Origin of the sequence: Streptomyces sp. NPDC059201, assembly GCF_042754585.1 — a bacterium.
In the GTDB taxonomy this organism is placed as follows: domain Bacteria; phylum Actinomycetota; class Actinomycetes; order Streptomycetales; family Streptomycetaceae; genus Streptomyces.
This window is the reverse complement of the sequence record NZ_JBHZBB010000004.1, coordinates 615,097-641,781: the sequence shown is the minus strand read 5'-3', so window position 1 is coordinate 641,781 and position 26,685 is coordinate 615,097. Positions and strand designations below refer to the sequence as shown.

Below are 26,685 nucleotides of genomic sequence, written 5' to 3'. Positions count from 1 at the left end.
CACGTGCGCGGGGACGGGGCCTCGTCCTTCGGAGCCGTACGGCTGGCGTCAGACCTTTACAGGCTCCGGGGTGTCCACGGCGGGCGGCGGGGTGGTCCCGGTGCCGCTCGCCACCGGGGCGGGGGTTCCGGCCTGCGCCTGGGCCGCCGCCTCCGTGTCGACGTCGAACTCCTCGATCAGCTCGCGGCTGAAGCCCCAGAAGTAGGTGGCGACGAAGCCGACCAGGTAGCCGACGATCAGCCCGCCCGCGTAGATCGCGATCGTCGAGCCGAGGCCCTTGTTGCCGTCGAGGAGCGGGAAGAGCGCCCAGCCGGACGGGCCGATGGCGGTCGAGCCGACCTTGTCGCCCAGCATGCTGAAGAGGCCGATGAAGCCGCCGCCGAACGCGCCGCCGATGCAGGCCGTGATGAAGGGGCGGCCCAGCGGGAGGGAGACGCCGTAGATCAGCGGCTCGCCGACGCCGAGGAAGCCGGCCGGGAGGGCGGACTTGATCGTGCGGCGGATGGAGCCGTTGCGCGGCAGCTTGAGGTAGACGGCCATGGCCGCGCCGACCTGGCCCGCGCCCGCCATCGCCAGGATCGGGAGGAGGGCGGTGTAGCCCTGCTGCTCGATGAGGGTGGTGTGGATCGGGATGAGGGCCTGGTGGAGGCCGAGCATCACCAGCGGCAGGAAGAGGCCGCCGAGGAGGAAGCCGGCGCCGGCGCCCGCGTTCTCCAGGAGCCAGTTGGCGAAGTCGCCGATGCCCTGCGAGACCTCGCCCGCGACGAACATCAGGCCGTAGATGGTGACGAGGCCGGAGACGAGCACGGTGAGCGTCGGGGTGACCAGGACGTCCAGGGACTCCGGCACCCAGCGGCGGCACCACTTCTCCACGTACACGGCGAGGACGGCCGCGCCGAGCGCGCCGAGGACACCGCCCTGGCCGGGGGAGAGGGTCTGGCCGAAGACCTCGATCTTGGCGACGCCCGCGAAGACGATGATGGAGGCGACGGCGCCGCCGAGGATCGCCGTACCGCCGAACTCCTTCGCCGTGTTGTAGCCGACGAAGACCGCGATGAGGGCCATGAAGCCGCTCGCGATGGCGGCGAGCGCCGGGGTGACGCCGGGCAGCCAGCCGAGGTTGATGAGCAGGCCGTTGAGGCCGGCGATGATGCCGCAGCCGATGAGGGCGGGGATCAGCGGGACGAAGATGTTCGCGATCTTGCGGAGGAAGAGCTTGAAGGGGGTCGCGTTCTTCGCCTTCTGGGCCGCCTTGAGCGCGGCGCCCTTGTCGGCGAGCTCCTCGGCGGTGTGCACCGGTTCGGCCGCGGCCGCCTCGGCCACCAGGGCCTCGAACTCGGGGGTCACGCGGGCGACCGTTCCGGGGCCGAGGACGATCTGGTACGTGTCGTCCTCCACCACACCCATCACGGACGGCAGGGCCTTCAGGGCCTCGTCCTGGACGAGCGAGCGGTCCCGCAGACCCAGCCGGAGGCGGGTCATGCAGTGGGCCACGGAGCTGATGTTCCCGGCGCCGCCGACGAGGGGGAGGATCGCGGCGGCGATGGCGCGGTTCTTGTCGTCTGTGCTCATGGTGCGGTGGTGCCTTCGGTACGGGGGTGGGGGAGGAGCAGCGCTGGCTCGGCGCGGCTCGGTTCGGCTCAGGTGCTCGCGTGCAGCGCGGCGCGGAGGTGGCCGTGGGAGTCCTGGAGCCGCTGGGCCGCGGTGGCGGCGTCGACGTCGGCGAGGATGATCAGGATGGCGTTCTTCACCTCCCCCTCGGCGGCGGTGAGGGCGGACTCGATCTGCTCGTCGGGGGCGCCGGTCGCGAGCGCGACGATGCGGCGCGAGCGGGCCCGGAGCTTCTCGTTCGAGGCGCGGACGTCGACCATGAGGTTCCCGTAGGTCTTGCCCAGCCGGATCATGGTGATCGTCGAGATCATGTTGAGGACCAGCTTCTGCGCCGTACCCGCCTTCAACCGGGTGGAACCGGTGAGGAGTTCGGGCCCGGCGACGACCTCGATGCCGTGCTCGGCGGCGGCCGCCAGCGCGCTGTCCGCGTTGCAGGACAGGCCGATGGTGAGCGCGCCGAGGGCGCGGGCGTGCTCGACGGCGCCGATGGCGTACGGGGTGCGGCCGGAGGCGGAGATGCCGACGACGGTGTCGTCGGGGCCGACGCCGAGGGCGTCCAGGTCGGAGGCGGCGAGCTCCTTGGAGTCCTCGGCGCCCTCGACGGCCTGGATCATCGCGGACGGGCCGCCCGCGATCAGGCCGACGACCTGGGAGGGGTCGGTGTTGAAGGTCGGCGGGCACTCGCTGGCGTCGAGGACGCCGAGCCGCCCGGCGGTGCCGGCGCCCAGGTAGAGCAGCCGGCCGCCGCGCGCCATCCGCTCGGCGGTCGCGTCGATCGCGGCGGCGATGGCGGGCAGCTCGCGGGCGACGGCGGCGGGGACGGACTGGTCCTCGCCGTTCATCGTGCGGGCGATCTCCAGGGTGGACAGCCGGTCGATCTCGGCCAGTTCGGGACGGAACGCCTCGGTGGTGAGGGTGGCCAGCTGGGCGCGGAGCTCGGAGTACGTGGTGGACACGGCGGGCTGCTTTCTTTCCTGGATCGGTGGGGGGTCAGCGGGTGGTGGTGCGGGGGGAGTGGCGGTGGGCGAGGGCTTCGTACGAGGCCGCGAGGGCAGGGGCCGCGGTCTCGTACGTACGCTGCGTGACACAGGTGAACAGGCAGTCCACAACCAGGAGTTGACTGGTACGGGACGACATTGCGGCGGGTCTCAGCTCGCTCTCGCGGGCGGTGGAGGTGGTCAGCACGTGGTCGGCGTACTGGCTGACGGGCCCGTCCGGGCGGCCGGTGATCGCGACGGTGGTGGCGCCGTGCTCGAAGGCGACCCGGAGCGGTTCTATGACGTCGCCGGTCGAGCCGGAGTGGGTGATGGCGAGGGCGACGTCGCCGGAGCGGAGCTGCACGGCGTTGGTGACGGCGAGGTGCGGGTCGCTGTGCGCGTGGGCGACGAGACCGATCCGCAGCAGCTTCTGCACGAGGTCCTGGGCGACGAGCCCGGAGGCGCCGACGCCGTACACGTCGATGCGGCGGGCGGTGGCGCAGGCGGCGGCGACGGCGCCGAGCTGCACGGTGTCGAGCCCGGCGGCGGTGTCGGCGAGGGTCTGGCGCTCGTCGTGGGCGAGCTTGGCGACGACGTCGGCGACCGGGTCGTCGACGGCGATGTCGGCGGTGACGGAAGGAGCCCGCCCGGACTGCTGCTGGGCGGCGAGCCCGGCGAGCGCGAGCCGCAGGTCGCGGTAGCCGGGGTAGCCGAGGATCCGCGCGGTGCGGACGACGGTGGCCTCGCTGGTGCCGGTCAGCTCGGCGAGTCCGGTGACCGTGAGCGCCGCGCACCCGGCGGGGTCCCCGGCGACGGCCTCGGCGACCCGCTGCATGGAACGGGTCATGGAGGGGGCGAGGGTCCGCACCTTGGCGGCGAGGGCGGCGGGTACGGGGGGCGCGGGGGCGGCGGGAGAGGGTAGGGGCACCTCACCGCTGAAAGTTTCCTTCACGTCACTGGTCACGCTTGAAAGATACTTTCACGAGGCCGTTCCGTACAAGAGCCCGTAGGACCCGGATAAGAAGGGGACCTTCGTCCTTCGGGAGGCGACGGGGGACAATGACCCCATGGACGACATCGACCCCGTGGAGCAGGCGCTGCACGCCGCTCGCGCACTGGTGCTGGCCGACCTCGCGGCCCGTGACGTGGCCGCCGCCCAGGTCGTGTCGATGGTGGAGGACGCGGTGACGCACCGCCGCTGGTGGGTCGAGCAGTGGCCCCAGGGGGCGGAGTACGTGGCCGGCCTGGTCGCCCAGGACGTCCAGGACGCCCTCCTCGAAGCCTACGGCCGCTGGCCCCTCTGCCCCGTCTGCGCCTCCGGCGACCCCCACGCCCTGGACGTGGAACCCGAACTGGGCCCGGACCCGCACTGGGTCTGCGGCAAGCAGGGGGTCGTGGTGGCGAGGGTGGGCGGGCTGACGTGAGAGCCGGAGAGGGGATGCCCGCGGCACGAGGACGCGTCCACACCCCCACGACGACGCGGGCCCCCGGCGGCCGACGATGACCCTCTACATCGACCCCCCGACCTGGCCCGGCCACGGCCGCATGTGGTCCCACCTGGTCAGCGACACCTCCTTCGAAGAACTCCACACCTTCGCCGCGGCCCTGGGCGTCCCCCCAAGAGGCTTCGAACGCGACCACTACGACATCCCCTCCGACCACTACAAGTCCGCGATCGATGCCGGCGCCGTCCCGGTCGGCTCCAAAGAACTCCTCCACCGCCTCACAACAGCCGGCCTCCGCCGCCCGAAGAACCGCCCGGCGGGGGGATAGGGCGGCCTCCCGGAGGAGGGCCGGACCCGAGGCGAGGTCTGCCTGGCGGCCAGACCGTGCGGCGGGGGCTTTCCCGTTCTGGAAACCGGAACCTCTTGCCGCCGCCCCACCCCGCCCGCAACCATCGGAGACACCTACGGGAAGGGGAGCGTCGTGAAGGTGACCATGCTGGCGAAGAGCTGTGACAAGCGGGACTGCCCCACCATCTATCAGACCGACCGGGGCACGATCCTCGTACAAGGGGAGACCCCGACCGACCACGGGCTCACCCTTCCCGATCACGAAACGCTCGTAGAGATCCCCATGGAACTGATCCGGCAGGCGTTCGGAGACACCGCACGTGCCTGACCTCTCCCTGGGCGACATGTTCGACGGCTTCCGCCGGGAGGCATTCCGGCTGGAGACGCTGGACGACTACAGCCGCTCCGGCAGCGTCGACGCCTACCGGCGGTTTCTCGACGGCGAGCCGATGCCGGACGACTACAACGCCGACTGGCTCGACGAGGTCGGGGCATGGACCCGCTCGGGGCGCAGGGTCTACCGCGTCCACGTCCTCCGCCGCCCCCTCACCCCCTACCTGAGGTTCGAGCTCGGGTGGGGGTACGTCACGAACGCGACGGCTGGGGAGGAGTTCTTCATCCTCGACGTCACGGATCAGGCCAACCCTCTGGAGAACGCGGGGGACTTCTGGCTCTTCGACTCCGTCACCGCCGTGCCCATGCGCTACACGGAGGACGGCAGGTTCGGCGGCGCCGAGGTACTGCCGGACGCCGACGGGCCCGCGTACAAGGCGTACAGGGATACGGCCCTGACCCACGCCGTGCCGTTCGCCGACTGGTGGACCCAGCACGCCGAATGAACCGTTCAGAGCTTGGCGTCGCGCTGCGGGCCTTGCGGGTCACTTCCGGGAAGGAAGCCAAAGCCGTTGCCCGCAGCGCTGTCATGTCTCCCAGCAAGCTGAGCAAGATCGAGACGGGGAAGCTGTCTCCGAGCGCCGACGATGTGGATCGCATCCTCACCGCCCTCGAAGTGTCGGAGGCGGTCAAGGCCGAGTACATGGACGCGGCCCGCGCCGTGGCCACAGAGGCCACGGCCTGGCGACTGATCCAGCGCGCGGGGCTCCACAAGGCACAGGAGCGGCTGAGGGCCATCGAGGCCCGGACGAGCCTTCTGCGAGTGTTCCAGCCGGCACTCGTCCCCGGCCTCCTCCAGACCCCCGAGTACGCGCGCGCGATCCTGTCCCGTCACGACGACCTGACCGAGGAGACCGTACGGCGCACCGTGGCGGCGCGGCTCGAAAGGCAAGCCGTGCTCTACGACGAGGCCAAGACGTTCCGGTTCGTCATCACGGAACCGGTGCTGCGATGGCTCATCGTCCCGCCCATGGTCATGGTCGGCCAGCTCGACAAGCTGATCTCCGTCACCCGACTCCCGAACATGGATCTCCGCGTGGTCCCCCTCGTGGGGCCCAAGCGTGACATCCCGAACCACGCGTTCGTCGTCAGGGACGACCGGGCCGTGACCGTCGAGACCGTGCACGCGGAGGTGGTCGTGACCGACCCTCGGGACGTGGCCGTGTACGTGGCGAAGTTCGACGACTTCGCCGAAGACGCCGTAACCGGTGCGGAGTCGACCGGTCTGCTCGAAGGCATCCGGGACGAACTCTTGCGGCAACGGGAAAGCCTCTAGATCGCCGTCGTCCTCGGGACGACTCTGGACGGCATGGCGACCGATGACATCACGGACGAGTACGGCACACACGCCCCGTCGGGGCACAGGTGTCGGCGGTGCGGGCAGCCGATCGGGCGGGGCGAGCGGGTACGGCGCGGGTTCGTGTCCGGCACCGACGCCGGGTGCCTCGCGAACGTCGTCTACCGGCACGCGGGCGTTAGGTGCCCGAGGCCGTCGTGATCACCACGGCGGACGTCGGGAAGCTCGTCCGGGACGCGTACGGACGCGTCGGAGGGCATGACGGCCGAGTGCTCGTACGCGCGTCGTCCTCGGCGCACGACGCTCCCGGCACCCGGGAACGGCGGTAGGGGGTGGCCGGCACCCCCGGACACGGTCACCCGCCGCTCAGCGCGATCACCACCCACCACTGCCACCGCTGCGGTCGCAGGACCCTCGGCGTGCACGGCCGCTACGCCTGCACCCGCTGCGGCTACGCCAACCCGTCGAGCGAGGGCACCGCCCCGCTCCCCACGGCTCCGCCCCTGCGAGCCGGTCACTCTCATGGAAGGACTTCCGATGACGGTCGCACCTGAAAGGCCGCCGGCTCTCCGGCGTGGCGGGGACCTCGTGTCCCCCGAACTGTTCGACTGCCTGACGGCGTTCTGCGCCGACGAGTACCGCCTCGACGCGGAGACGGCCCGCAGGATCACGGACGAGGCCCTCGCCTTCCTCTACGTGGCGGGCACCACCGGGCAGGACCATGTCATGGCGCCCAGCAAGGCCGTGGATCCCGCCTGGCACGCGTTCATGCTGCACAGCCAGGAGTACTCCGCCTGGTGCCAGGAGCACTTCGGCCGCTACCTGCACCACGCCCCGAACTCCAAGACCCGCACCGTGGGCCTGATGTACGCCGTCACGGACGCCATCCGCGACGCCGGGTTCACCGTCGACCCCTCCCTCTGGGGCCTCGCCGCCGACTGCAACGAACCGGCCTGCTGCTCCGACGGCCCCTGCTGCTGACGCCCTCGGAGCCGACACCATGCACCACGCCCAGGGCGCGGAAGGCCGCACCCGGACCTGCGTCTTTCCGCTCTTCGGGACCGTCATCGGCTACGCCACCCACCACCTCGACCGGCGGCGCCTGGGGGAGGTCGGCATCGTCGGCGCGCTGACGCCGGGCGCGGACGCGTCCTGGTTGTGGCAGATGGCGGCCCGCATGAACAAGGAAACCGCCACCGAGATCGAGAAAGGCAGATGGATCATGCTGCAAGCCCACCGGGCCTTCCTCTGCGGTGACCTGCTCGCCCGCTGGGAGGAGACGGGGTGGAAGCTGGCGCCCGGTGGGAGGCGGGTCGACTTCGGCGGTGCGTACTGCAACCGGTACGAACTCTGGACCGGGGAATTGACCGTCGAAGGAACCACCCCGGAGATGGTGGCGGCGAAACCCACCCGGTATCCGGCATGGCAGACGGACAGCAGGTGACGCGGTGCACCGACTGGCGGGAGAGAGACGTATGGGCGAAGCGATTCCTCCCCCCGGCGAAGCCGTCGACCGGCTCAGGGAACGTGTAGGTGAGCCCCTGACGGCCCGGCTCCTGAGTGACCGGCGTGGTTCGCGGGCGTGGAAGGTGCACGGTCCCTGGGGAGCCGTCGCGCTGAAGGCGAACGACCCCGGCGGGGACATGGCGCGGGACAAGGCGGCGGAGCTGGCGCAGGAGGACGGTCACCTCGTACGGCTCGTCGGCGCGGGTGCGCTGTGTCCTGGGTATCGGGTGGACGCGGGCACGTGGGAGGGCGGCAGGTGGCTCGCGGTGCGGTGGGTCGAGGGCCGACCGGTGTGGGAGGCGTTCGCTCCGGCGCGGGCCGGGGAAGGGCCGGGTGCGCGGACGTGGCTTCTCGGCGTCGCCCGGACGTGGGCCGGGTGCCTGGCGCGGATGCACGTGGCCGGGTGGGCCCACGCGGACGTCCAGCCGACCAACACCCTGGTCGCGGCCGACGGGCGGGTGGCGGTCATCGACTACGCGCTCGCCTGTGGCCCCGGCGACGGCCCGCGGCTGCCCTACCGGGGCGCCCTCACCCACACCACCGCCCCCGAGATCGCGGAGGCCCTCCTCACTACCACCGGCGACACCCACGTCCGGGCCACTCCGGCGGCGGACGTCTGGGGGCTGGGCGCGTCGCTGTACTGGTGCTGGAGCGGACGGCGCCCCGTCGCCTACGAGGACGGGGACGCCCGTACGGCGAAACTGGCCGCGATCGCCGAAGCCGCCTGCGTACCCCTCCCGGAGGTCCGCCCCTGGCGGTTTCCGGAGTTCGAGGCCGTGATCACCGCGTGCCTCTCCCCAGCACCGGAGGCTCGCCCCAAGGCCGCCGCGCTCGTCGGCCTCCTCATCCGGTGACCACCACTGGGGCCTGCCGAGTGACGAGGTTTCTCCGTAGCCGGGTCAGTGCGTGCGGTCGGACAGTTCCTGTTCCGCCGGTGCGGCCTGGGCGCCCATCACCACGTGGGACTTTTTCGGGCGGGTCAGGCGGAGGGAGAGGGCGGCTGTGGCGAGGGCCAGGAGGGTCATGGTGGCGCCGGCCCAGGCGGGGGAGGCGTAGCCGAGGTCGGCGTCGATGACGGTGCCGCCTAGCCAGGGGCCGCCGGTGTTGCCGAGGTTGAAGGCGGCGGTGGTGGTGGCGCCGGCGAGGGTGGGGGCGGCGCCGGCGACGTTGAACATGCGGGCGTTGAGGGCGGGGGCCGTGTAGAAGGCGGAGACGCCGAGGAGGAAGGTGAGGGTGATCGTGGCTACCGGGCTGGAGGAGAGAAGGGCCAGGGCTACGAGGAAGACCGTGGAGGCCGTGATGCCGGTGAGCAGGACGCCGAAGAGGTGGGCGTCGGCGACCCGGCCGCCGATCGTCGTGCCGATCAGGGCGCCGATGCCGAAGAGCGCGAGGACGCCCGACACCCAGCCCTTGTCCAGGCCCGAGACGTCGGTGAGCAGCGGAGCCAGGTACGAGAAGGCGCAGAAGACGCCGCCCGCGGCCAGGGCGGTGATCACGATCGAGAGGAGGACCTGGCGGTCGCCGTAGATCTTCAGCTCGCGCTTGAGGCGGGGCTTCGTCTCCGGGAGCGGGATGTGCGGGATGCGGGTGACCACGCCGACCAGGGCGATGGCGGAGGCGGCGCCGACGGCCCAGAAGGCGGAGCGCCAGCCGAGGTGCTCGCCGAGGAAGGCGCCGGCGGGGACGCCGAGGACGTTGGCGATGGAGAGGCCGCCGATCATGACGGCCATCGCCCGGGCACGGCTGCTCTGCGGGACCATCGCGATGGCCACCGCCGCCCCGACCGCCCAGAACCCGGCGCAGGCGAGCGCGCTGATCACGCGGGAGGCGAAGAGGATCCCGTAGGTCGGGGCGAGCGCGCCGGCTATCTGCCCGAGGCCGAAGACGGTGATCAGGGAGATCAGTGTGGTCTTGCGGGGGAGACGCAGGGCCGCCACCGCGAGCAGCGGGGCGCCGACGACCATGCCGATCGCGAAGGCCGAGATCAGGAGCCCGGCCTGCGGGATGGAGACGTCCATGTCCTCCGCGATGGGCGGCAGGAGGCCGGAGAGCATGAACTCGCTCGTGCCGAGCGCGAAGACGGAGAGGCCCAGGATGTAGACGGCCAGGGGCATCCGGGTGGTGGCGGAGGGTGACGGGGCGGAGGGGGACGGGGCGGGGGAGGGCGGCGTGGGGTCGGCGGAGGGAGACGGCATGACATGCGTCAACCGGGGATTCGTCCCTGTCATTCCGGAGCTTCCGGAGTTTCCGGTTCTTCTCGCGATGCGAGACGAGACGGGAGCCTGCTCCCCGATCCCCGATCCCCGTCCCCCTTCGTCAGAGCCTGTCGAGCTGCGCCCGTACGAACGCCTCCGGGATCGCCGCCTTCTCCGCGTCCAGCATGTTGACGCCGTAGAACGCCGCGATGACGTTGCCGCTGCGGACGACGGTGTACGTCATGGGGACCTTCTGCTTGCCGATGTCGCCGGTGACCCGGTACGCGACGGCCTCGTCGCCCAGCTTCGGGGCGGGCAGGGGGTCGACCTTGCCGTAGGTGAGGCCGAGGGTCTTGAAGCCCTTGGGGCAGGCGGGGACGGCGTCGCGGAGCTCGTTCATGACGCGGGTGGCGTTCTCGTCCGAGTGGGAGGCGAGCCACATGGAGCCGACGGTGGCGTTCGCGGCCTCGGCGGCCTGGAGGGAGCGGTGGGCGGTGGCGACCGGGGCGATGTGGGTGAAGCCGCCGATGAGGCTGGCCAGCGGCTGGCACTTCTTCCGGTCGGCCTCCATGTCGCGGCCGGCCTCGACCTCGGCCTTGGCGATCCTCTTGGCGTCGAATCCGGCGGCGCGGCCGGTGACGATCGCCTTCTCCAGGGCGGGCGTGTCCAGCGTGCCGAGGCGCTTCGCCTCGGCGGCCTCCTTGTCGGCGGCGCTCTCCGCGGCGCTTTCCGCGGTCTTTTCCGCGGCCTTCTGCGGCTTTTCCTCGGATTTCCCGGATTCGCCGCTGCACGCGGAGGCGAGGAACAGCGCCGGTATTACGGCGGCGATCGAAAGGGCGCTGCGCAGTCTCATGTTCTTTGTTCTTTCCCGGTGTTCACTCGCGTGCGGATCACAGGCGAAATGATCTTACTGGTGGCCGTCGATCCGCACCGTCACGTTTTGGCGTCGGTGCGCGGGCCTGTCCATTTCGCTGGTTCGCCCTTTTTGTTCCCTGGCGGGCGTGTCGGTTTACGTCCAGTAACAACATGATCAAGAACGGGCTCGCTTTGTCCCCTTCTGGGGTTCCGCGTACCTCTAGGCGAAGATTATTTGATCTTCACCTGGGGAGTGCCGCGTGACATCGTCGCGGCGTAAGCGGCAGCGGAGTTCAGGGGTGGGGGCCAGCCGCTCCTTTGGCATGCCCATGAGCACTGCTGCCTCGCGATCGAGACAGATTGTCAGGCACACATGTCCTTGTTCAGGGACGTCGGCAGGCGCCGGCGTCGCATCCGAAGGGCCCTCGCACGGGCCACCGGGGTCACGGCACTCGCCACGGCGACCGCCGTCCTCGCCGGAGTCATCCAGGGCGCACCCGCCCTGGCCGACACCGTGCCGGAGGAAGACACCGGCCTCTACCGCAACAGCGTCGGCGAGCAGCGCCGGCTCGACCGCTGTCTCACCGGCGTGGCACTGCACGTCGGCGGCCCTCAGCTGAAGGCCAAGGCGATCGAGGGGCTCACCGGCAGCGACGAGCAACTCCGCACGACCGTCGGCGACATCGGGTGGATCGGCTACGGCCCGCTCGGCCAGGCCAAGGACGCCGACGGAGAGAGCGCCTCCGCCGACATCGACGCCTTCGCCGCGCGCACCGAGGCCCTCAACACGGCGAACAAGCCGTACCGCGAGTCCGCCTGGGACAACGACGCGATGGAGTGGCACGCGCCGGAGTTCGGCGCGGACGTCAGCTACTTCACCGCGCTCGCGCAGGTCCAGCTCGCCGTGCCGCTCGGCTACGACGGCGACAGCAAGGCCGGCGAGGAGGCGGTGGCCAAGGTCCGCGCCCTCGTCGAGGAGAACCGCGGCAAGGACAGCTGGCACGACTTCGCCGCCGACGTCATGCTCGACGACATCGCCTGGGAGTGGGCGCGGGGTACGACCTCCAGCGACATCGCCTCCTACCTGCGGCGCGGCGGCTACGCCTCGGCGGAGCCCGTCAAGGACTCGCCCGAGTACCGGGTCGAGGTCGAGGACCTGAAGCAGGCGTGGGCCGCCTGCGACCACCAGAACCCGATCGACCCCCGCCGCATGCTCAACGCGCCCCTGATGACCGCCATGGTCGAGTGGGAGCTGGAGTACGCCGGCCAGGCGTCCCAGCGCGCCACGATCATCCAGGCGGAGGCCGACGCCGCCGAGGCGACCCGGCTGGCCACCGAGGACATGATCGAGGCGATCCGCCAGGCGTGGATCGCCGAGCAGATCCTGATCTGGCGCAAGCACTGGCAGGACGTCCTCGCCAACGACCCCGACACCATCTTCGAGAAGCCCGACCAGGCGTTCTACGACAAGGCCACGGCCGACCTCGCCGCCGCCCGCACCGAGGCCGCCGCCCGCGCCGCCTCCGCGAACACCCACGCCGCCTCCGCCGCGGCCGCGGTGCAGCGGGCCGCGACCGCCCAGCAGGAAGCCTGGGCCGTCGCCGACGCCGCCCAGGTGCCCCGGGGCCGGGGCCTGATGTACGCGCAGCAGTCGGTGCAGGTCACCCGCGCCTCCGCCGCGGCGGCCCAGGCCGCCGCCAAGGCGACCGAGACCGCCCGGTCGGCCGCGAACGCCACCGTCGCCGACGCGGACGCCCTGCTCGCGAAGGCGCAGACCGAGTCCCACGCGCTCAACACCGAGTTCCGCCGGGTCGCCGCCGAGGAGGCCGCGTCCCAGGCGAAGGCCGCCGCCGACAGCGCCGTGGCCAACGCCGCTGCCGCCGCCACGGCCGCCGAGACCGCCGAGTCGGCCCGTACGACGGCCGAGCAGAAGCGGGACAAGGCCCAGTCGGCCGCCGCGACCGCCGCGTCCGAGCGGGCGAAGGCGCAGGCCGAGAAGGCCACCGCCGTCGCCGCCCGCGCCAAGGCCGCGACCGAGCGGGCCAAGGCCGCCGAGGCCGAGGGCCGCGCGGGGACGCAGAAGACCGCCGCGCAGAGCGCCGACACGGCCGCCGGCACGGCGTCCACCGACGCGAAGGCGAAGCGGAAGACCGCCGGCGAGAAGGCGCAGGCCGCCCAGGCCGCGCGCGAGAAGGCCGTCGCCGCCCTCCAGGCGAAGCAGGCCACCGCGGCCCGCGCCGCCGCACTGGAGGCCGCGGCCGCCGCCGCCGAGGGCAAGGCCACCGCGGCCGAGACCCGCGCCGCTGCCACCGCCGCCCGCACGGCCGCCACCCAGGCCGCCGAGGCCGCGACCGCCGCGCAGACCGCCGCCGACCAGGCCACCGCCGCCGCGGTGTCCGCCCGGTCCGCCGCCACCACCGCCGAGGGCGCCGCCGAGCGCGCCGAGGCCAACGCGAGCAAGGCGTGGGAGGCGTACTACTCCTCGGTCGGCGCGGCCTCGTCCGCGCACGCCGCCGCCGCCACCGCCCTCGACGCGTCGCAGGACGCGGCGATCCGCGCGGACAACGCGGCCACCGCGTCGGAGAACGCCACCGAGCTCGCCGCCAAGGCGAAGGAGGAGGCCGCCGCCGCGCAGACCGGAGCCGACGACGCGGTGAAGTCCGCCGCGACCGTCGTCGGCCGCGCCTACGCCGCCGGCCAGGCCGCGCTCGCCGCCCGCGACAGCGCCAAGGCGGCCACCGCCGCCTCCGACGAGGCCATCGCCGCGGGCAGCCCGTACCAGGAGAAGGACTCGTCCGCCGCGTTCGCGGTCCTGGTCGGCCAGTCGTCGAAGACGATCGCCGAGCAGCAGGCCGCCGCCGCGGAGGCCAAGGCGACCGAGGCCGCCCAGGCCGCGGCCGACGCCGAGGCCGCCGCCGCCCAGGCCCAGGGCGACGCGAAGGCCGCCGCCGAGGCCGCCTCCCGCGCCGCCGCCGACTCGGTCCGCGCCGTCGAGGCCGTCACCCGCGCCCAGGCGTCCGCCGCCCAGGCGTCCGCCGCGCAGGCCGGGGCGAAGACCGCCGCCGAGACCGCGTCGACCCACGCCCAGCAGGCCGGGAACGACGCGCTCAGCGCCCGTAACACCGCGGACGAGGTCGCGAGCGAGGCCACCGAGGCCGACCGCGAGGCGACCGACGCCGAGCGGCACGCCGCCGAGGCGAACGAGAAGGCCGGACGCTCCACGGAGGCCGCCGAGGCCGCCGCGCGCAAGGCCGCCGAGGCCGAACAGGACGCCAAGGACGCCGAGTCCAAGGCGTCCGACGCCACCGGCGACTCCACCGCCGCCGAGGAGGCCGCGAAGAAGGCCGAGGAGGAGCAGCGGGCGAAGAACGAGGCCGCGCACAAGGAGGCGCTCGCCGAGGGCGTCACCCCCATCGAGGGCGGCGCGGACAACTGGCCCGCGCTCGGTGAGCGGGAGGAGAAGATCCTCCTCGACGCCTGCGGCCAGACCTGTGTCGACGACTACCGCGCCGGGCTCGCGGCCGTGTCCGTGGACATCGTCCGCTGGACGACGGACAACGGCGGGCAGATCCTCTTCGACCAGCTCGACGCGGCCCAGGTCAAGCAGTGTCTGGCGACCTCCGACGTCGAGGACTGCCTCTGGGACCTCGTCGACGTCGCGGCGCACGCCGCGATCGTGGGCCGGGTGCCCGCGCTCGCGACGGCGGTCGAGCAGGTCTCCACCGGCGTCCGGCGGATCTTCGTCGACGCCGACAACGCCCTGCGCCGGCTGCACGAGCTGACGGCCGTCATCAAGGACGTCCGCTCCACGCCGCGCCTCAACCGGTGCCTCGCCGGTGTCGCCCTGCACGCGGGCGGCGCCAAGATGAAGGCCAAGGCCATCGAGGGCCTGAGCGGCACCGACGCCCAGCTGGACGCCGTCATCGGCGACGTCGGCTGGATCGGGTTCATGCCCCTGGGGCAGGCCCGCGACCAGGACCGGGACGCCGGCTTCGCGTACATGGACGCCGTCGCGGCCCGCGAGTCCGTCCTGGAGGACGCCAACCGGCCGTACGCGATGAGCTCGTTCGACGAGGGCATCACGCTCCACGCGCCCGAGTTCGGCGCCGACATCCTCGGCTTCACCCTCTCCGCGCAGGCGAAGGTGTCCGAGCGGCTCGGCTGGGACGACCACACCAACCCGAGCGCAGAGGCGCTGGCCCGGGCCCGGCAGATCACCGAGCAGAACCGCGGCAAGGACACCTGGCACGACTTCGCGGCGGACGTGATGCTGCGGGACGCCAACGTGTCCAACACCCGCTTCTCCGGCGGCACCACCGCCACGGACATCGCGTCCTACCTCAAGCACGGCGGCTTCCTCGGCGAGAAGGTCGTCGCGGGGACGCCCGAGTTCCGCATCGAGGTCGAGAACCTCAAGCAGGCGTGGGCCGCGTGCGACCACGCCGAGCCGGTCGACCCGCGCAACGCCCTGTCCGAGGCCGCCTCGCAGGCCGCGTTCGAGTGGGAGGCGGAGTACGCCGGCCAGGCCGCGCCGCGCGCGCTCATCATGCGCGCGGAGGCGGACGCCGCCGCCGCGACCCGTGCCGCCGCCGACAGCATGGTGGAGGCGATCGGGCAGGCGTGGCTCGCCGACCAGATCCTGCGCTGGCAGAAGTACTGGCACGACGAGCTGGAGCGCGACCCGAAGCACATCCTGAAGCCGAAGAAGGCGCTGTTCGACCGGGCCAACACGGACCTGGCGAAGGCCCGCGGCCGGATCCAGGCGCTCGTCGCCGTCGCCAAGGAGCAGTCCACCGCGGCGAACGCCGCCGCCCAGCGGGCGGTCGCGGCGCAGGCGGACGCCTGGGCCATCGCCGACGCGACCGAGGTGCCGCGCGGCCGGGGCCTGATGTACGCCCAGCAGTCGGTGCAGGTCGCCCGTGCCTCGGGCGCCGCCGCCACCGCCGCCGCCAAGGCGACGGAGACGGCGTTCAACGCGGCGAAGGCCACGGTCTCGACCTCGCAGACGCTGCTGGCGCTGGCGAACACCGAGTCCCACGCGCTGAAGACCGAGTTCCACCGGATCGCCGCCCAGGAGGCCGCCGCGCAGGCGAAGGCCGCCGCGGACAGCGCCGACCGGGAGGCGGCCGAGGCCGAGGCCAACCTCAAGATCGCCAAGGAGGCGCAGGCCACCGCCGAGCGCGAGGAGCAGGAGGCCAAGACCGCGGCCGGCACGGCGCAGGCCAAGCGCGCCGAGGCCGAGCTGGAGCGCGCCGTCGCCGCCGCCGAGCGGGCCACGGCCGAGACCGAGCGGGACAAGGCATCCGCGGCCGAGGCCCGTGCGGTCCAGGAGCAGGGCAAGGCGAGCACCGCCGCCACCTCGGCCAGGAGCTCCGGCGCCACGGCCGCGTCCAAGCGGGACGACGCGGCGGAGGCCGAGCAGGAGGCGAGGCTCGCGCGCGACCGCGCGGTCGTCGCCGAGCGTGAGCAGAAGGCGGCCGAGTCCAGGGCCGCGGCGACCGAGGCGGCCGCCCAGGCCGCCGTCGGCACCGACGCGGCGGCGGAGACCCGCGCGGCGGCGGACGACGCCCGCGCGGCCGCGACCACGGCGACCACCGCGGCCGTCAACGCGCGCGCAGCGGCCGACGAGGCCACCACCGCCTCGGTCAACTCCCGCGCGGCGGCGACCCGGGCCAACGGCGCCGCCCGCAGGGCCGGGGCGGCCGCCGACGGTGCCTGGTCGGCGTACTACACCGCGGCCGGTTCGGCGGCGGCGGCCCACGCGGCCGCGGCCACCGCGATCGACGCCTCCCAGGCGGCCGCGCAGAACGCGCGGAACGCCGAGGCGGAGTCCGCCAAGGCGTCGGCCGCAGCCGCCACCGCCAAGAAGGAGGCGGCCGCGGCGCACAGCGAGGCGCTGAAGACCGCGCAGTGGGCGGCGAAGGCCGCCGGCTACGCGTACGCCACCGCCCAGGCGGCGAGCGCGGCGCGGGACACCGCGACGCAGGCCGTGAAGCCCGCGAAGGAGGCCGTCGCCCTCGGCACTCCGTACCAGGAGACCGACGCGTCGGCGGCGTTCGCGGTGCTGACCGGCCAGAACGCGCTGACCCTCTCGGAGCAGCAGGCCAAGGCCGCGGAGGCCAAGGCCGTCCAGGCGGCGGCGATGGCGGCGGAGGCCAAGCGCCTCGCCGACCAGGCCGCGGCCGACGACAAGCTGGCGGCCCAGGCGGCAGCCGCCGCGGCGGCCGACGCGGAGCGCGCGGCCAAGGCGGTGAAGCGTGCCCAGGCCGCCGCGGCCGAGGCGGCCAAGGCGGCCAAGGCGGCGCAGGCGGCGGCCGAACGGGCCGACGTGTGGGCCATGCAGGCCGGCAACGACGCCATGCACGCGACGTTCGCGGCCAACGACGCCCTGGCGGACGCCGCCGCGGCGGACGCGGCCGCGACCGAGGCCGAGAAGGACGCCGCCGGTGCCCGTGCGGCGGCCACGACCGCCGAGAACGACGCGGCGGACGCGCGGGACGTCGCCACCCAGGCCGAGGCCGACGCCGACGCGGCGGAGACCTCGGCGTCGAACGCCCAGAACCTCGCGGAGGAGGCCGACGCGGCCGCCACCCGCGCGGAGGAGGCGGAGCGCAAGCGGCTGGAGGAGGAGCGGGCCCGGCACGTCGAGGCCGGTTCCCTGTACAGCGGCGGTCCGCTCAGCGGCGACGACGAGGAGCTGCTGCGGCAGCTCTGCGGCCAGAAGTGCGTCGACGAGTACAAGGACGCCAGGGACCTGGCGTCCGGTGACGTCGAGGCGTGGGTCCGGGCCAACGGCGGCGCGATCCTGATCGAGCTGTTCGGTCTGGACAACATCAAGGAGTGCCTGTCCACCTGGGACTTCGAGGCGTGCGTCTGGGCGCTGATCGACGTGGCGGGGTACCTCGTCCCGGTCACGAAGATCCCGGCGGTGGCCAGGGCGCTGATCTCCATCGGCAAGGCGATCAACGGGTTCTTCGAGTCGTCGAAGCTCGCGAAGAAGCTCCTCGACAAGTACAACTACCTGATGAAGAAGGCCAGGAGCCTTCCTTCCTGTCTGGTTCCCGACCCGAAGCGCCGGTCGTCGGGCACCGCCTCGTACAGCGCGTGGTCGTTCGAGACGGCGTCGTTCAGCTCCTCCGGAGGGGCGAGCTCCAGCAACGACTACGGCTGGCCCGACGACTGGGACGACGGCGCGTCCACGCCCGCCACGGACTACGGCTGGCCCGAGGACTACGTCCCGCCGAGCCAGCAGCCGGAGGACAAGGGCGACTGGAAGCTCGACGGCCTGTGCCGGGCGGTCGAGTTCACCGGGCACTTCGTCAACGGCATCCGCGACGTCCACTTCGACGGCGGTTCCAGGGTCGAGCCGGGCAAGGGCATCTGGAAGGCCAACACCTCGGACTCCATGCTGGAGAAGATCTTCAAGCTGGCGGAGCAGAAGTGCACGAACTGGACACAGGGCTCGCAGACGCGCTATCGGGTCTGCGTCTTCGACCCCGGTCTGGGGACCATCGGCAGGAAGCGGTACGACGGAGAGACTCCGACGTCGCTGGTGGAGCTGGTCGTCTCGCTCGACGGCGACGCGATCACCATGTATCCGAAGTAGTCGTCCGGACGGTCAGGAGTCGGTGAGAGATGAGCATCGCGGTACGCGTGCTGAACCGTGGCAAAGAGGTCCAGGGGGTGTTCGAGGACGATGAGGAGCGCAGTCTCTTCACGTACTGCTGCCTGGCGCCCGACACCACCGTGCGCTGGGGGGTGAACGAGTACCTGGAGACGATCTTCAACTCGAAGCAGGCGTTCCAGCTTCTGCGCGAGATGGAGGAGCTTCCGGAGGAGGAGTTCACCCCCGTCCTGAGGCAGCTCAGGTCGGCGGCGCGGTACGTGTACCACCGCAGCGGTTATCTGTACTTCATCGGCGACTGAGCAGCACTGATCGGAAGACGAGAAACGCCCGGCCGGGACCCCCGGCCGGGCGTTTCGCGTGCGGGGGGCGGTGTCGTCAGGAGCCCGCCGCCAGGTCCGCGAGTTCCTTCTCCAGGTTCTCTCGGGCCTTCTCCTCCCAGACCGCCGCGCCGTAGGGGGTGCGGAAGAGGCGGGGGAGGCCGAGGAGCTGGTGGAGGACGGCGGCGCGGCCTTGGCGGAAGGCGTCTTCGGGGACGAAGGCGTACTCGTCCCGGACCGCCGCCGCATACCCCCTGTAGGTATCCACGTCGCTGGCCAGGATCGCCAGGTCGGCGTCGCACAGGGTCTCGCCGTTGAGGTCGCCGGGGGCGGGGTCGTGGGTGGTGGTGAGGCGGACCAGGCGGGCCACCTCCCGGACCTCGTGGGGCGTCAACCCGGCTTCCGTCAGGGCGCGTTCGGCGAGGGCGGCGGAGCGCTCCTCGTTCTCGGAGCGGTCGGGGCGGTAGACGGCGTCGTGGAACCAGGCGGCGAGGCGGACGAGTTCGAGCTCCCCGCCCTCGCCGCCCAGGTCGGCGAGCTCGTCGACGCGGTCGAGGACGGCCCGCAGGTGGGCGGTGGTGTGGTAGCGCCGCTGCGGTTCGGCCCAGCGGGCCAGCAGGTTCCGGCCGTACGGGGCGGGGTCGGGGCCCCCGCGGCCGGCGCGGGCGGCGAGCAGGGTGGCGTTCCAGCGCCGGAGGAGGTCGCTGGTCTCGGTCGCGGTGTCCTCGGTTGCGGTCATGGGCGCATTGTGCCCGCCGGGGTGGCCGGATCCCCGGCGGAAGCGCGCCCTCATCTCCGTCTTACATACCCCCCATGGGTATGCTACGGTGCTCCGCGAGGTACCCCCCAGGGGTATGCAGTCGCGAGTGAAGGGCAGTGCGATGTCAAACGTCAACCCCCGGCGCTGGTGGGCACTTCTCGTGCTCGCCACCGCCCAGTTCATGGTCATCATGGACACCTCGATCATCGGGGTCGCGCTCCCCGAGATGCAGAAGGACCTGGGCTTCTCCCAGGGCGAGCTCCAGTGGGTCTTCAACGCCTACGTGATCGTCTTCGGCGGCCTGCTGCTCCTCGGCGGACGCCTCTCCGACCTCGTCGGGGCCCGGAAGATCTTCGTCACCGGCTGGGCCGTCATGATCGCCGGCTCGGTGCTCGCCGCCGCCGCGCAGACCGCCTGGGTCGAGATCGCCGGCCGCGCCGTGCAGGGCGTCGGCGGCGCGCTCATCGCGCCCTCCGCGATGACCCTCCTGATGATGCTCTTCATGCACGACCCGAAGGAGCTCGGCAAGGCGATGGCGCTGTACGGCGCCGCCGCCCCGGCCGGCGGCACCGCGGGCGTCTTCCTCGGCGGCGTCTTCACCGAGTGGGCCGCCTGGCAGTGGGTCTTCATCATCTACATCCCGATCGGCCTGGCCACCCTCGCCGCCACCAAGCTCCTCCCCGAGGTCGGGTCCCGCCGCGGCTCCGTCGACGTCCTCGGCGCCGCCGCCGTCACCGCCGGTCTCGCGCTCGCCGTCTTCGCCGTCGTCCGCGCCCCCGAGGTCGGCTGGGGCTCGACGGCCACCGTCCTCCAGCTGGCCGGCGCCGCCGCCCTCCTGGTCCTCTTCTTCGTGATCCAGAAGTCCGTCCGCGAGCCCCTCATGCCGCTCAGCGTCTGGCGGGTCCCGCGCCTCGGCTCGGCCAACCTGGCGATGACGCTGCTCGGCGCCGCGTGGATCCCGATGTGGTACTTCCTCAACCTGTACCTCCAGCAGGTCCTCGGCTACGGGGCCTTCGCCTCCGGCGCCGCGCTGCTCCCGATGACCGTCCTCCTCATGATCTTCATGACGGCCATCACCTCCCGCCTGATGATGAAGGTCGGCGCCAAGCCGCTGATCGGCGGCGGTCTGCTGCTCCTCGCCGCCGGACTGGTCTGGCTCGCCGCCGTCCCGCCCACCGGCACCTTCCTCGTCGACGTCCTGCCCGCCTCGCTGGTCGCCGCGCTCGGCATGTCCCTCGCCTACATCCCGGCGATGATCGCCGCGATGTCCGGCGCCCCGCAGGAGCAGGCCGGTCTCGCCTCCGGCATCGTCAACACCACCTACAACGTCGGCTCCGCGCTCGGCCTCGCCGCCCTCACCGCGGTCGCCATGTCGCAGGGCGCCGACCAGCTCGGCAACCTGCCCAAGCTCACCGAGGGCTTCTCGGCCGCCTTCATCGGCGCCGCGGTCATCGCCGCCGTCGGCGGTGTCATCACCCTCCTGGTGATGAAGAGCGACAAGGCCGTGGCCGCGGAGGCCGCCGCGCCCGCCCCGCAGGGCGAGAAGGTCTCGGCCTGAGCCGCCCGAGCCGCCGGCCACCAGCAGAGCGGTTCTGCCCCGAAGGGGCCGCCCGATGTCCGTCCCGGACGTCGGGCGGCCCCTTTTCCCGTACCCCCGAGCAGCCGTACCCCCAAGCCATACCCCCAGCAGAGGAACCTCATGGAACTGAACACCCGCGCCGTCCACGTCGTCAACGAACCCTTCCCCACCGGCAGTTGGCCCCTCTCCGTCCCCCTCGTGCAGTCCTCCGCCTTCGCCTTCGACTCCGCCGCCGAGCTCGCCGACGCGATGGCGGGGCCCGACGGCCGGTACGTCTACAGCCGCCGCGGCAACCCGACCGTCCGCGCCCTGGAGCAGACCCTCGCGGGCCTGGAGCGGGGCGCGGGGGCCATCGCCTTCGCCTCCGGCATGGGCGCGATCAGCGGCGTCCTGCTCGCGCTCCTGCGCCCCGGCGACCGGGTGGTCGCCCAGCGCTGCCTGTACGGCGGGACGCACGCCGTCCTGGCGGACCTGGCCGGGCGGTACGGGATCGAGGTCGTCCGGATATCCGGCGACGACCCGGCCGAGCTGGAGGCCGCCGCCGTGCACCCGGCCACCCGGCTCCTCGTCCTGGAGACGATCGCCAACCCCACCGGGCAGGTCCCGGACCTCCCCGGGCTGCTCGCCGCCGCCCGCGCCCTCGGGGTGACCAGCCTGGTCGACAACTCGCTCGCCTCGCCCGTGCTGTGCCGCCCGCTGGAGCTCGGCGCCGACATCGTCGTGCACTCCACCACCAAGTACCTCTCCGGGCACTCCGACGTCCTGGGCGGCGCCGCCGTCTTCGCGGACGACGCGCTGCGCCGCCGCGTCTGGCCCCGCACGGTCGAACTGGGCGCCTGCGCCGACCCGTTCGCGGCCTGGCTCACCCTCCGGGGCATCCCCACGCTGCCGCTGCGGATGCGCGAGCACTGCGCGAACGCGGCCGACCTCGCCGAGCGGCTCGCTTCCCGCGCCGGCGTGACGGCCGTGCACCACCCGTGGCGCCCGGACCACCCCTCGTACGCCCTCGCCCGGAAGGTGCTGTCCGGGGGCGGTGGCGGGCTGCTCTCCTTCGAGCTCGCCGGGGGACGGGAGGCGGGCCGGGCCTTCATCGAGCGGGTGCGGCTCGCGAAGCTCGCGCTCTCGCTCGGCGGCGTGGAGACGCTCGTGGCCCATCCGGCGTCCACCTCCCACCGCGAGCTGGACGCGGACGCCCTCGCGGCGGCGGGGATCGCCCCCGGGCTGGTGCGGATGTCCGTCGGCATCGAGGCCGTCGACGACCTCTGGGCCGACGTCGAACAGGCCCTCTCCTGACGCGAGTCGAGGCTTCTTTTGGGTTGACAAAATAAATGACTGATTCGTAGATTGGGTGATGCCAGGAAACGTAGAACTCCTAGGTCAAGGGGGGCGTCCGATGCGCTACTTCGAGGACTTCCGGCCCGGCGACGTCCATGAACTGGGCACCGTCACCGTCACCGCGGAGGAGGTGCTGGACTTCGGCAGGCGCTTCGACCCGCAGCCCTTCCACACGGACCCGGAGCGGGCGAAGGACTCGCCGTTCGGCGGCCTGATCGCGAGCGGCTTCCACACCCAGGCGCTCTTCATGCGCCGGTACGTGGACGGGCTGCTCGCCTACAGCGCCTGCATGGGCTCGCCGGGCATCGACGAGGTCCGCTACCTGCGCCCGGTCCGCCCCGGCGACGTCCTGACCGCCCGCGTCGAGGTCCTCGGCGCCACCCCGTCGCCGTTCAATCCCGCCACCGGCACCGTCAAGCCGCGGTGCACGCTCGTGGCCGCCGACGGGACGGCCGTGTTCAGCATGGTCCTGCACAGCATCTTCCGCCGGCGCCCCGCCGACACCGAGGCCGCGCATCCGTCGTCGATGCCCGCGGCCGAGGATCCCGTCGGCTGCACGGGCGCCCGGGCCAAGGTCTGTGTCCCGGCCATGACCGCCTGACGGGTCCGTATGCCCGCCCGGCCCTGAACACGGCCGTCCGTACTACCGGACACCACCGGACATCGACCGGATTCCGACCGGACATCACCGGACTTCAACCGAAGGGGGACCTCCCGTGGAGGCCGTATCCCGCACCGCCCAGTGGACCGCCGCCGCGCGGGCCCTGGAGACCGAGCGCGAGGACCGGCTGTTCGCCGATCCCTACGCGCGCACCGTCGCCGACGAGATCGGCTTCGAGCTGCTCAAGCGCTACGACGGCGGCGGCATCGTCCCGTTCCTCGCCATCCGCACCACCTACCTCGACCGGGCGATCGTCCGGGCCGTCCAGGAGCGCGGCATCCGCCAGGTGGTCTTCCTCGCCGCCGGCATGGACACCCGCTTCTACCGGCTGCCGTGGCCCGCCGGCGTCACCGTCTACGAGCTCGACCGCCCCGCCCTCCTCGACGCCAAGGCCGGCATGCTCGCCGACGAGCCGCGGCCCGCCGACCGCACCCGCGTCGCCGTCCCCGTCGACCTCACCCAGGACTGGACGGGGCCGCTGAAGGAGGCCGGCTGGAAGAGCGACGAGCCGGTCCTCTGGGTCGTCGAGGGCCTGCTGTTCTTCCTCCCCGAGCAGGCCGTACGGACCCTGATCGCGACGCTCTCCGCCCACGCCGCGCCCGGCTCCGTACTGCTCGGCGACGTCATCTCCCGGGCCGCCCTCACCAACCCCCTCGCCCGCGGCTTCATGAAGGCCCTGGAGGAGGACGGCAACCCCTGGCTCTTCGGCACCGAGGAGCCCGAGGCGCTGCTCGCCGACTGTGGCTGGTCCGTCCGCGAGGTGCGCCAGCCCGGCGAGCCCGGCGCCGACTTCGACCGCTGGCCCTACCCCGTCCCGGCCCGCACGGTCCCGGGCGTGCCCCGCTCCTTCCTGTTCACCTGCGACCTGCCGGCCGCGCCCGGATACGACGAGGAGGTGGCCGCGTGAGCGCCCACGACTTCCACCAGAGAGTCATCACCGACGCCGGAGCCGCCGTCCGCGGCCTGACCGTCGCCCTCGGCGAGCGCCTCGGCCTCTACAAGGCGCTCGCCGCCCACGGCCCGCTCACCGTCGGCGAGCTCGCCGCGCGCACCGGCACGAACGAGCGGTACGTCGAGGAGTGGCTGCACGCCCAGCTCTCCGCCGGGTACGTCGAGCGGCACCCGAGCTCGCTCACGTACACCCTCCCCGCCGACCACGCCGAGGTGCTCGCCGACCCGAAGGCCGTCACCTTCGCCGCCGGCTTCTTCACCGCCCTCAAGGCGCTGTACGCCACCGAGGATCTGCTGGTGGAGGCGTACCGCTCCGGGGACGGCGTCGGCTGGGCCGAGCACGACGCGGCCCTCGACACGGGCATGGGCTCCTTCTTCCAGCCGACGTACGAGCACAAGCTCGTCCCCGACTGGCTGCCCGCCCTCCACGAGGTCACCGGCAAGCTCGGCGCGGGCGGCACCGTCGCCGACGTCGGCTGCGGCGTCGGGCACACCACCCTCCTCATCGCGAAGGCGTTCCCGAACGCCACCGTCCACGGCTTCGACTACTCCGAGGAGGCCATCGCGATCGCCCGCGAGCTGGCCGAGGAGGCCGGTCTCTCCGGGCGGGTCGTCTTCGAGGTCGCCTCCGCCGACGACTACCCCGGCACCGGCTACGACCTGGTCTGCTTCTTCAACGCCCTGCACGACATGGGCGACCCGGTCGCCGCCGCCCAGCACGTCCACAAGTCCCTGGACGCGGACGGCACCTGGATGCTCGTCGAGTCCAACGTCTCCCCGCAGGACATCGACACCCAGACCCCCGCCGCCCGCATGTTCATGGCCCTGTCCGCCGTGATGTGCCTGCCCGTCGCGGTCGCCCAGCGCGGCCCGCACGCGCTCGGCAACCACTCCGGCGAGAAGGCTTTCCGGGCGATCGCCGAGGAGGCCGGCTTCACCCGCTGGCGGCGCGCCACCGAGACCCCCGTGAACGCGGTCTACGAAGTCCGCCCGTAACGCCCGTAAACCCTTCCCGAAGGAGTCCGACCCATGGGCGTGACCGCCCCCCTCCCCGTCAGCGACCGGTTCATGGAGGTCCTGAGCCGCCTCAGCGAGCGCTCGGTCGAGGACTACTACAACCCGTACCAGACCTTCCAGTGGCCCGAGACCCTGGAGGAGAACCGTTTCTGGATGACGCCGGAGCTGCTCACCGTCTTCGGCACCGAGCACTACGACGCCCTCGGTGAGGAAACGCTTCAGCGCCTCTCCAAGTGGGAGTCCGTCAACTTCTACAGCCTCAACGTGCACGGCATCCGCGAGCTCCTCATCGAGGTCGTCGGCCGCATCCACATGCCCGGCTTCGAGGTCCCCTCGGACTTCTTCCACCACTTCATCGGCGAGGAGAACGAACACATGTGGTTCTTCTCCGAGTTCTGCCGCCGCTACGGCCACAAGATCTACGGCTCCACCGCCATGCGCGCCGACGCCGCATGGGAGCCCGAGGTCGAGAACTTCCTCGTCTTCACCCGGATCCTCTTCTTCGAGGAGCTCGTCGACCACTACAACGCCCGGATGGCGAAGGACACTTCGCTCTGCCACACCATCCGCGAGGTCAACCGCATCCACCACCAGGACGAGTCCCGCCACATCGCCTTCGGCCGCGAACTCGTCTCCCTCCTCCACCAGCGCATGTGCGAGGCCGTGCCCGCCGACCGCGTGCGGGAGGTGGAGGCGTACCTCAAGCGGTACGTCGTCTACAGCGTCAACTCCCTCTACAACCCGCACGTGTACAAGGACGCCGGCATCGCCGACCCGCTCGGCCTGCGCAACGCGCTCATCGCCGACCCGGCCCGCCGCGCCCACGAGCGCAAGGCGATCCGCAAGCCGCTCGCCTTCTTCCTGAAGACCGGGATCTTCTCCGACGACACCCTGCCCGTCCTCTGAGAACCCGCGAGCCCCCACCCGTGAGCCCTCACCGAGAGGTGCACCGACCATGACCGTGACCACCCCCGAGACCGTCGGGGCGACCAGGGGCCTGCCGTCCCTGGGGCCGGAGGGGACCCGCCTGCTGCGGCTCCTCGACGACACCTTCGAGCGCTGGGGCGTGTCCGCGGGCGCCCGCCCGATGACCATGCCCCCGCTGCTGCCCGCCGCCGACCTGGCCCGGCTCGACTACTACGACAACTTCCCGCACCAGGCCGTCCTCGCCGCCCCGCTCGACCTGGAGCGGCGCCTCACCACCCCCTTCGACGGCGACCGCGGCCACTGGCCCGCGGCCTCCCTCGAACCGGCCGGCCTCGGCCTCCCCTCCGCCTCCTGCTACGCCGTCTACCTGGACCACCAGGGCCGGCGGGTCGCCGACGACACCCTCGTCACCGTCTGCTCGTGGTGCTTCCGCAAGGAGACCCACTACGAGGGCATGCGGCGCCAACTCGGCTTCCGCATGCGGGAGATCGTCGCCATCGGCGCCCGCGAGCACGCCGAGGACCACCTCACCGCCTTCACCGCCCGCATCGACGCCTTCGCGGAGGCCGTGGGCCTGTCCCTGCGCAAGGAGGCCGCCTGCGACCCCTTCTTCGACAAGGGCAGCTCGAAGGCGCTGCTCCAGCGACTCACCCCGGTGAAGTACGAGTTCCTGTACGAGGACCTGGCGATCGCCTCCGTCAACACGCACCGGAACTTCTTCGGCGAGCGCTGCGACATCACGCTCGCCTCGACCGGCGGCCCGGCCTTCACCAGCTGCGTCGCCTTCGGCCTCGAACGATGGCTGTCCGCGCTGACCCGCCGCCACGGCGGCTGGGAGGCGGCGACCCGGGCGGTCCTGGACGCGGCCGGGCCGGTGATCTGAC

General features: G+C 72.5%; 23 protein-coding genes. 17 read left to right on the top strand and 6 right to left on the bottom strand.

Going from position 1 to position 26,685, the window contains the following annotated elements:
• Nucleotides 1–48: 48 nt before the first annotated feature.
• The 3 genes from ACFXMG_RS17360 to ACFXMG_RS17350 form a co-directional block, all read right to left on the bottom strand.
• The gene (locus ACFXMG_RS17360) at nt 49–1,572 is read right to left on the bottom strand and encodes a PTS transporter subunit EIIC (RefSeq protein ID WP_383823741.1); all 1,524 of its coding nucleotides are present in this window, start codon (nt 1,570–1,572) and stop codon (nt 49–51) included.
• Between the two features lie 68 nt (nt 1,573–1,640).
• Nucleotides 1,641–2,567, bottom strand: a complete 927-nt coding sequence (murQ, locus tag ACFXMG_RS17355; RefSeq protein ID WP_383823744.1) for an N-acetylmuramic acid 6-phosphate etherase — start codon at nt 2,565–2,567, stop codon at nt 1,641–1,643.
• 34 nt (nt 2,568–2,601) lie between these two features.
• A complete protein-coding gene (locus tag ACFXMG_RS17350; RefSeq protein WP_383823747.1) occupies nt 2,602–3,552 on the bottom strand; it encodes a MurR/RpiR family transcriptional regulator in 951 nt (316 codons plus the stop codon).
• Between the two features lie 103 nt (nt 3,553–3,655).
• Here ACFXMG_RS17350 and ACFXMG_RS17345 point away from each other — a divergent pair, with 103 nt between their 5' ends.
• The 8 genes from ACFXMG_RS17345 (at nt 3,656) to ACFXMG_RS17310 (ending at nt 8,431) form a co-directional block, all read left to right on the top strand.
• Entirely contained in the window at nt 3,656–4,012 is a 357-nt protein-coding gene (locus ACFXMG_RS17345) for a hypothetical protein (protein WP_383823750.1), read from the top strand.
• Between the two features lie 76 nt (nt 4,013–4,088).
• The gene (locus ACFXMG_RS17340; RefSeq protein ID WP_383823753.1) at nt 4,089–4,361 is read left to right on the top strand and encodes a DUF4031 domain-containing protein; all 273 of its coding nucleotides are present in this window, start codon (nt 4,089–4,091) and stop codon (nt 4,359–4,361) included.
• A gap of 153 nt (nt 4,362–4,514) precedes the next feature.
• Nucleotides 4,515–4,709 (top strand): hypothetical protein, encoded by a 195-nt coding sequence (locus ACFXMG_RS17335; RefSeq protein WP_383823756.1) that lies wholly within the window; start codon nt 4,515–4,517, stop codon nt 4,707–4,709.
• A gap of 16 nt (nt 4,710–4,725) precedes the next feature.
• Nucleotides 4,726–5,220 carry a DUF6879 family protein gene (locus tag ACFXMG_RS17330; protein WP_383823860.1) on the top strand — a complete coding sequence of 165 codons (495 nt, stop codon included), beginning with the start codon at nt 4,726–4,728 and terminating at the stop codon, nt 5,218–5,220.
• Nucleotides 5,217–6,050: a helix-turn-helix domain-containing protein gene (locus ACFXMG_RS17325; protein ID WP_383823758.1), complete on the top strand. Its 834-nt coding sequence runs from the start codon at nt 5,217–5,219 to the stop codon at nt 6,048–6,050. The genes ACFXMG_RS17330 and ACFXMG_RS17325 overlap by 4 nt, the downstream gene beginning before the upstream one ends.
• 609 nt (nt 6,051–6,659) lie before the next feature.
• Nucleotides 6,660–7,052 (top strand): glycine-rich domain-containing protein, encoded by a 393-nt coding sequence (locus tag ACFXMG_RS17320; RefSeq protein ID WP_383823761.1) that lies wholly within the window; start codon nt 6,660–6,662, stop codon nt 7,050–7,052.
• A gap of 19 nt (nt 7,053–7,071) precedes the next feature.
• A complete protein-coding gene (locus tag ACFXMG_RS17315; RefSeq protein ID WP_383823763.1) occupies nt 7,072–7,515 on the top strand; it encodes a hypothetical protein in 444 nt (147 codons plus the stop codon).
• A 145-nt stretch (nt 7,516–7,660) separates the two neighbouring features.
• Complete coding sequence (locus tag ACFXMG_RS17310) at nt 7,661–8,431, top strand: hypothetical protein (RefSeq protein WP_383823766.1); 771 nt, start codon at nt 7,661–7,663, stop codon at nt 8,429–8,431.
• 45 nt (nt 8,432–8,476) lie between these two features.
• Here the strand turns inward: ACFXMG_RS17310 and ACFXMG_RS17305 are convergent, their stop codons facing one another.
• A complete protein-coding gene (locus tag ACFXMG_RS17305) occupies nt 8,477–9,691 on the bottom strand; it encodes a Cmx/CmrA family chloramphenicol efflux MFS transporter (RefSeq protein WP_383823862.1) in 1,215 nt (404 codons plus the stop codon).
• Between the two features lie 202 nt (nt 9,692–9,893).
• Complete coding sequence (locus ACFXMG_RS17300) at nt 9,894–10,625, bottom strand: hypothetical protein (RefSeq protein ID WP_383823768.1); 732 nt, start codon at nt 10,623–10,625, stop codon at nt 9,894–9,896.
• 375 nt (nt 10,626–11,000) lie between these two features.
• Here ACFXMG_RS17300 and ACFXMG_RS17295 point away from each other — a divergent pair, with 375 nt between their 5' ends.
• Nucleotides 11,001–18,233 carry a hypothetical protein gene (locus ACFXMG_RS17295; protein WP_383823771.1) on the top strand — a complete coding sequence of 2,411 codons (7,233 nt, stop codon included), beginning with the start codon at nt 11,001–11,003 and terminating at the stop codon, nt 18,231–18,233.
• A gap of 29 nt (nt 18,234–18,262) precedes the next feature.
• Nucleotides 18,263–18,553 (top strand): hypothetical protein, encoded by a 291-nt coding sequence (locus tag ACFXMG_RS17290; protein ID WP_383823774.1) that lies wholly within the window; start codon nt 18,263–18,265, stop codon nt 18,551–18,553.
• Between the two features lie 76 nt (nt 18,554–18,629).
• Here ACFXMG_RS17290 and ACFXMG_RS17285 read toward each other — a convergent pair whose 3' ends face one another.
• Nucleotides 18,630–19,310, bottom strand: a complete 681-nt coding sequence (locus ACFXMG_RS17285) for a hypothetical protein (RefSeq protein ID WP_383823777.1) — start codon at nt 19,308–19,310, stop codon at nt 18,630–18,632.
• Nucleotides 19,311–19,452: 142 nt separating this feature from the next.
• Here ACFXMG_RS17285 and ACFXMG_RS17280 point away from each other — a divergent pair, with 142 nt between their 5' ends.
• From ACFXMG_RS17280 to ACFXMG_RS17250, 7 genes are all read left to right on the top strand, one after another.
• Nucleotides 19,453–20,889, top strand: a complete 1,437-nt coding sequence (locus ACFXMG_RS17280; RefSeq protein ID WP_383823780.1) for an MFS transporter — start codon at nt 19,453–19,455, stop codon at nt 20,887–20,889.
• 141 nt (nt 20,890–21,030) lie between these two features.
• Nucleotides 21,031–22,203, top strand: a complete 1,173-nt coding sequence (locus ACFXMG_RS17275; RefSeq protein WP_383823783.1) for a trans-sulfuration enzyme family protein — start codon at nt 21,031–21,033, stop codon at nt 22,201–22,203.
• 100 nt (nt 22,204–22,303) lie between these two features.
• Nucleotides 22,304–22,846, top strand: a complete 543-nt coding sequence (locus ACFXMG_RS17270) for a MaoC family dehydratase (RefSeq protein ID WP_383823786.1) — start codon at nt 22,304–22,306, stop codon at nt 22,844–22,846.
• A 115-nt stretch (nt 22,847–22,961) separates the two neighbouring features.
• On the top strand, nt 22,962–23,813 hold the full coding sequence (locus tag ACFXMG_RS17265; RefSeq protein ID WP_383823788.1) for a class I SAM-dependent methyltransferase: 852 nt from the start codon (nt 22,962–22,964) through the stop codon (nt 23,811–23,813).
• Nucleotides 23,810–24,853, top strand: a complete 1,044-nt coding sequence (locus ACFXMG_RS17260; protein ID WP_383823791.1) for a methyltransferase domain-containing protein — start codon at nt 23,810–23,812, stop codon at nt 24,851–24,853. Before ACFXMG_RS17265 ends, ACFXMG_RS17260 begins: the two co-directional genes overlap by 4 nt.
• A 33-nt stretch (nt 24,854–24,886) precedes the next feature.
• Nucleotides 24,887–25,780 carry a diiron oxygenase gene (locus ACFXMG_RS17255; RefSeq protein ID WP_383823794.1) on the top strand — a complete coding sequence of 298 codons (894 nt, stop codon included), beginning with the start codon at nt 24,887–24,889 and terminating at the stop codon, nt 25,778–25,780.
• 49 nt (nt 25,781–25,829) lie between these two features.
• Nucleotides 25,830–26,684, top strand: a complete 855-nt coding sequence (locus tag ACFXMG_RS17250; RefSeq protein ID WP_383823797.1) for a hypothetical protein — start codon at nt 25,830–25,832, stop codon at nt 26,682–26,684.
• Nucleotide 26,685: the final 1 nt, after the last annotated feature.

Excerpts from the sequence above, each read along its gene's own strand:
- ACFXMG_RS17360 (WP_383823741.1), bottom strand. The coding sequence starts at position 1,572 with ATGAGCACAGACGACAAGAACCGCGCCATCGCCGCCGCGATCCTCCCC.
- ACFXMG_RS17345 (WP_383823750.1), top strand. The coding sequence starts at position 3,656 with ATGGACGACATCGACCCCGTGGAGCAGGCGCTGCACGCCGCTCGCGCA.
- ACFXMG_RS17340 (WP_383823753.1), top strand. The coding sequence starts at position 4,089 with ATGACCCTCTACATCGACCCCCCGACCTGGCCCGGCCACGGCCGCATG.
- ACFXMG_RS17330 (WP_383823860.1), top strand. The coding sequence starts at position 4,726 with ATGTTCGACGGCTTCCGCCGGGAGGCATTCCGGCTGGAGACGCTGGAC.
- ACFXMG_RS17325 (WP_383823758.1), top strand. The coding sequence starts at position 5,217 with ATGAACCGTTCAGAGCTTGGCGTCGCGCTGCGGGCCTTGCGGGTCACT.
- ACFXMG_RS17315 (WP_383823763.1), top strand. The coding sequence starts at position 7,072 with ATGCACCACGCCCAGGGCGCGGAAGGCCGCACCCGGACCTGCGTCTTT.
- ACFXMG_RS17305 (WP_383823862.1), bottom strand. The coding sequence starts at position 9,691 with ATGCCCCTGGCCGTCTACATCCTGGGCCTCTCCGTCTTCGCGCTCGGC.
- ACFXMG_RS17300 (WP_383823768.1), bottom strand. The coding sequence starts at position 10,625 with ATGAGACTGCGCAGCGCCCTTTCGATCGCCGCCGTAATACCGGCGCTG.
- ACFXMG_RS17295 (WP_383823771.1), top strand. The coding sequence starts at position 11,001 with ATGTCCTTGTTCAGGGACGTCGGCAGGCGCCGGCGTCGCATCCGAAGG.
- ACFXMG_RS17290 (WP_383823774.1), top strand. The coding sequence starts at position 18,263 with ATGAGCATCGCGGTACGCGTGCTGAACCGTGGCAAAGAGGTCCAGGGG.
- ACFXMG_RS17285 (WP_383823777.1), bottom strand. The coding sequence starts at position 19,310 with ATGACCGCAACCGAGGACACCGCGACCGAGACCAGCGACCTCCTCCGG.
- ACFXMG_RS17280 (WP_383823780.1), top strand. The coding sequence starts at position 19,453 with ATGTCAAACGTCAACCCCCGGCGCTGGTGGGCACTTCTCGTGCTCGCC.
- ACFXMG_RS17275 (WP_383823783.1), top strand. The coding sequence starts at position 21,031 with ATGGAACTGAACACCCGCGCCGTCCACGTCGTCAACGAACCCTTCCCC.
- ACFXMG_RS17270 (WP_383823786.1), top strand. The coding sequence starts at position 22,304 with ATGCGCTACTTCGAGGACTTCCGGCCCGGCGACGTCCATGAACTGGGC.
- ACFXMG_RS17255 (WP_383823794.1), top strand. The coding sequence starts at position 24,887 with ATGGGCGTGACCGCCCCCCTCCCCGTCAGCGACCGGTTCATGGAGGTC.
- ACFXMG_RS17250 (WP_383823797.1), top strand. The coding sequence starts at position 25,830 with ATGACCGTGACCACCCCCGAGACCGTCGGGGCGACCAGGGGCCTGCCG.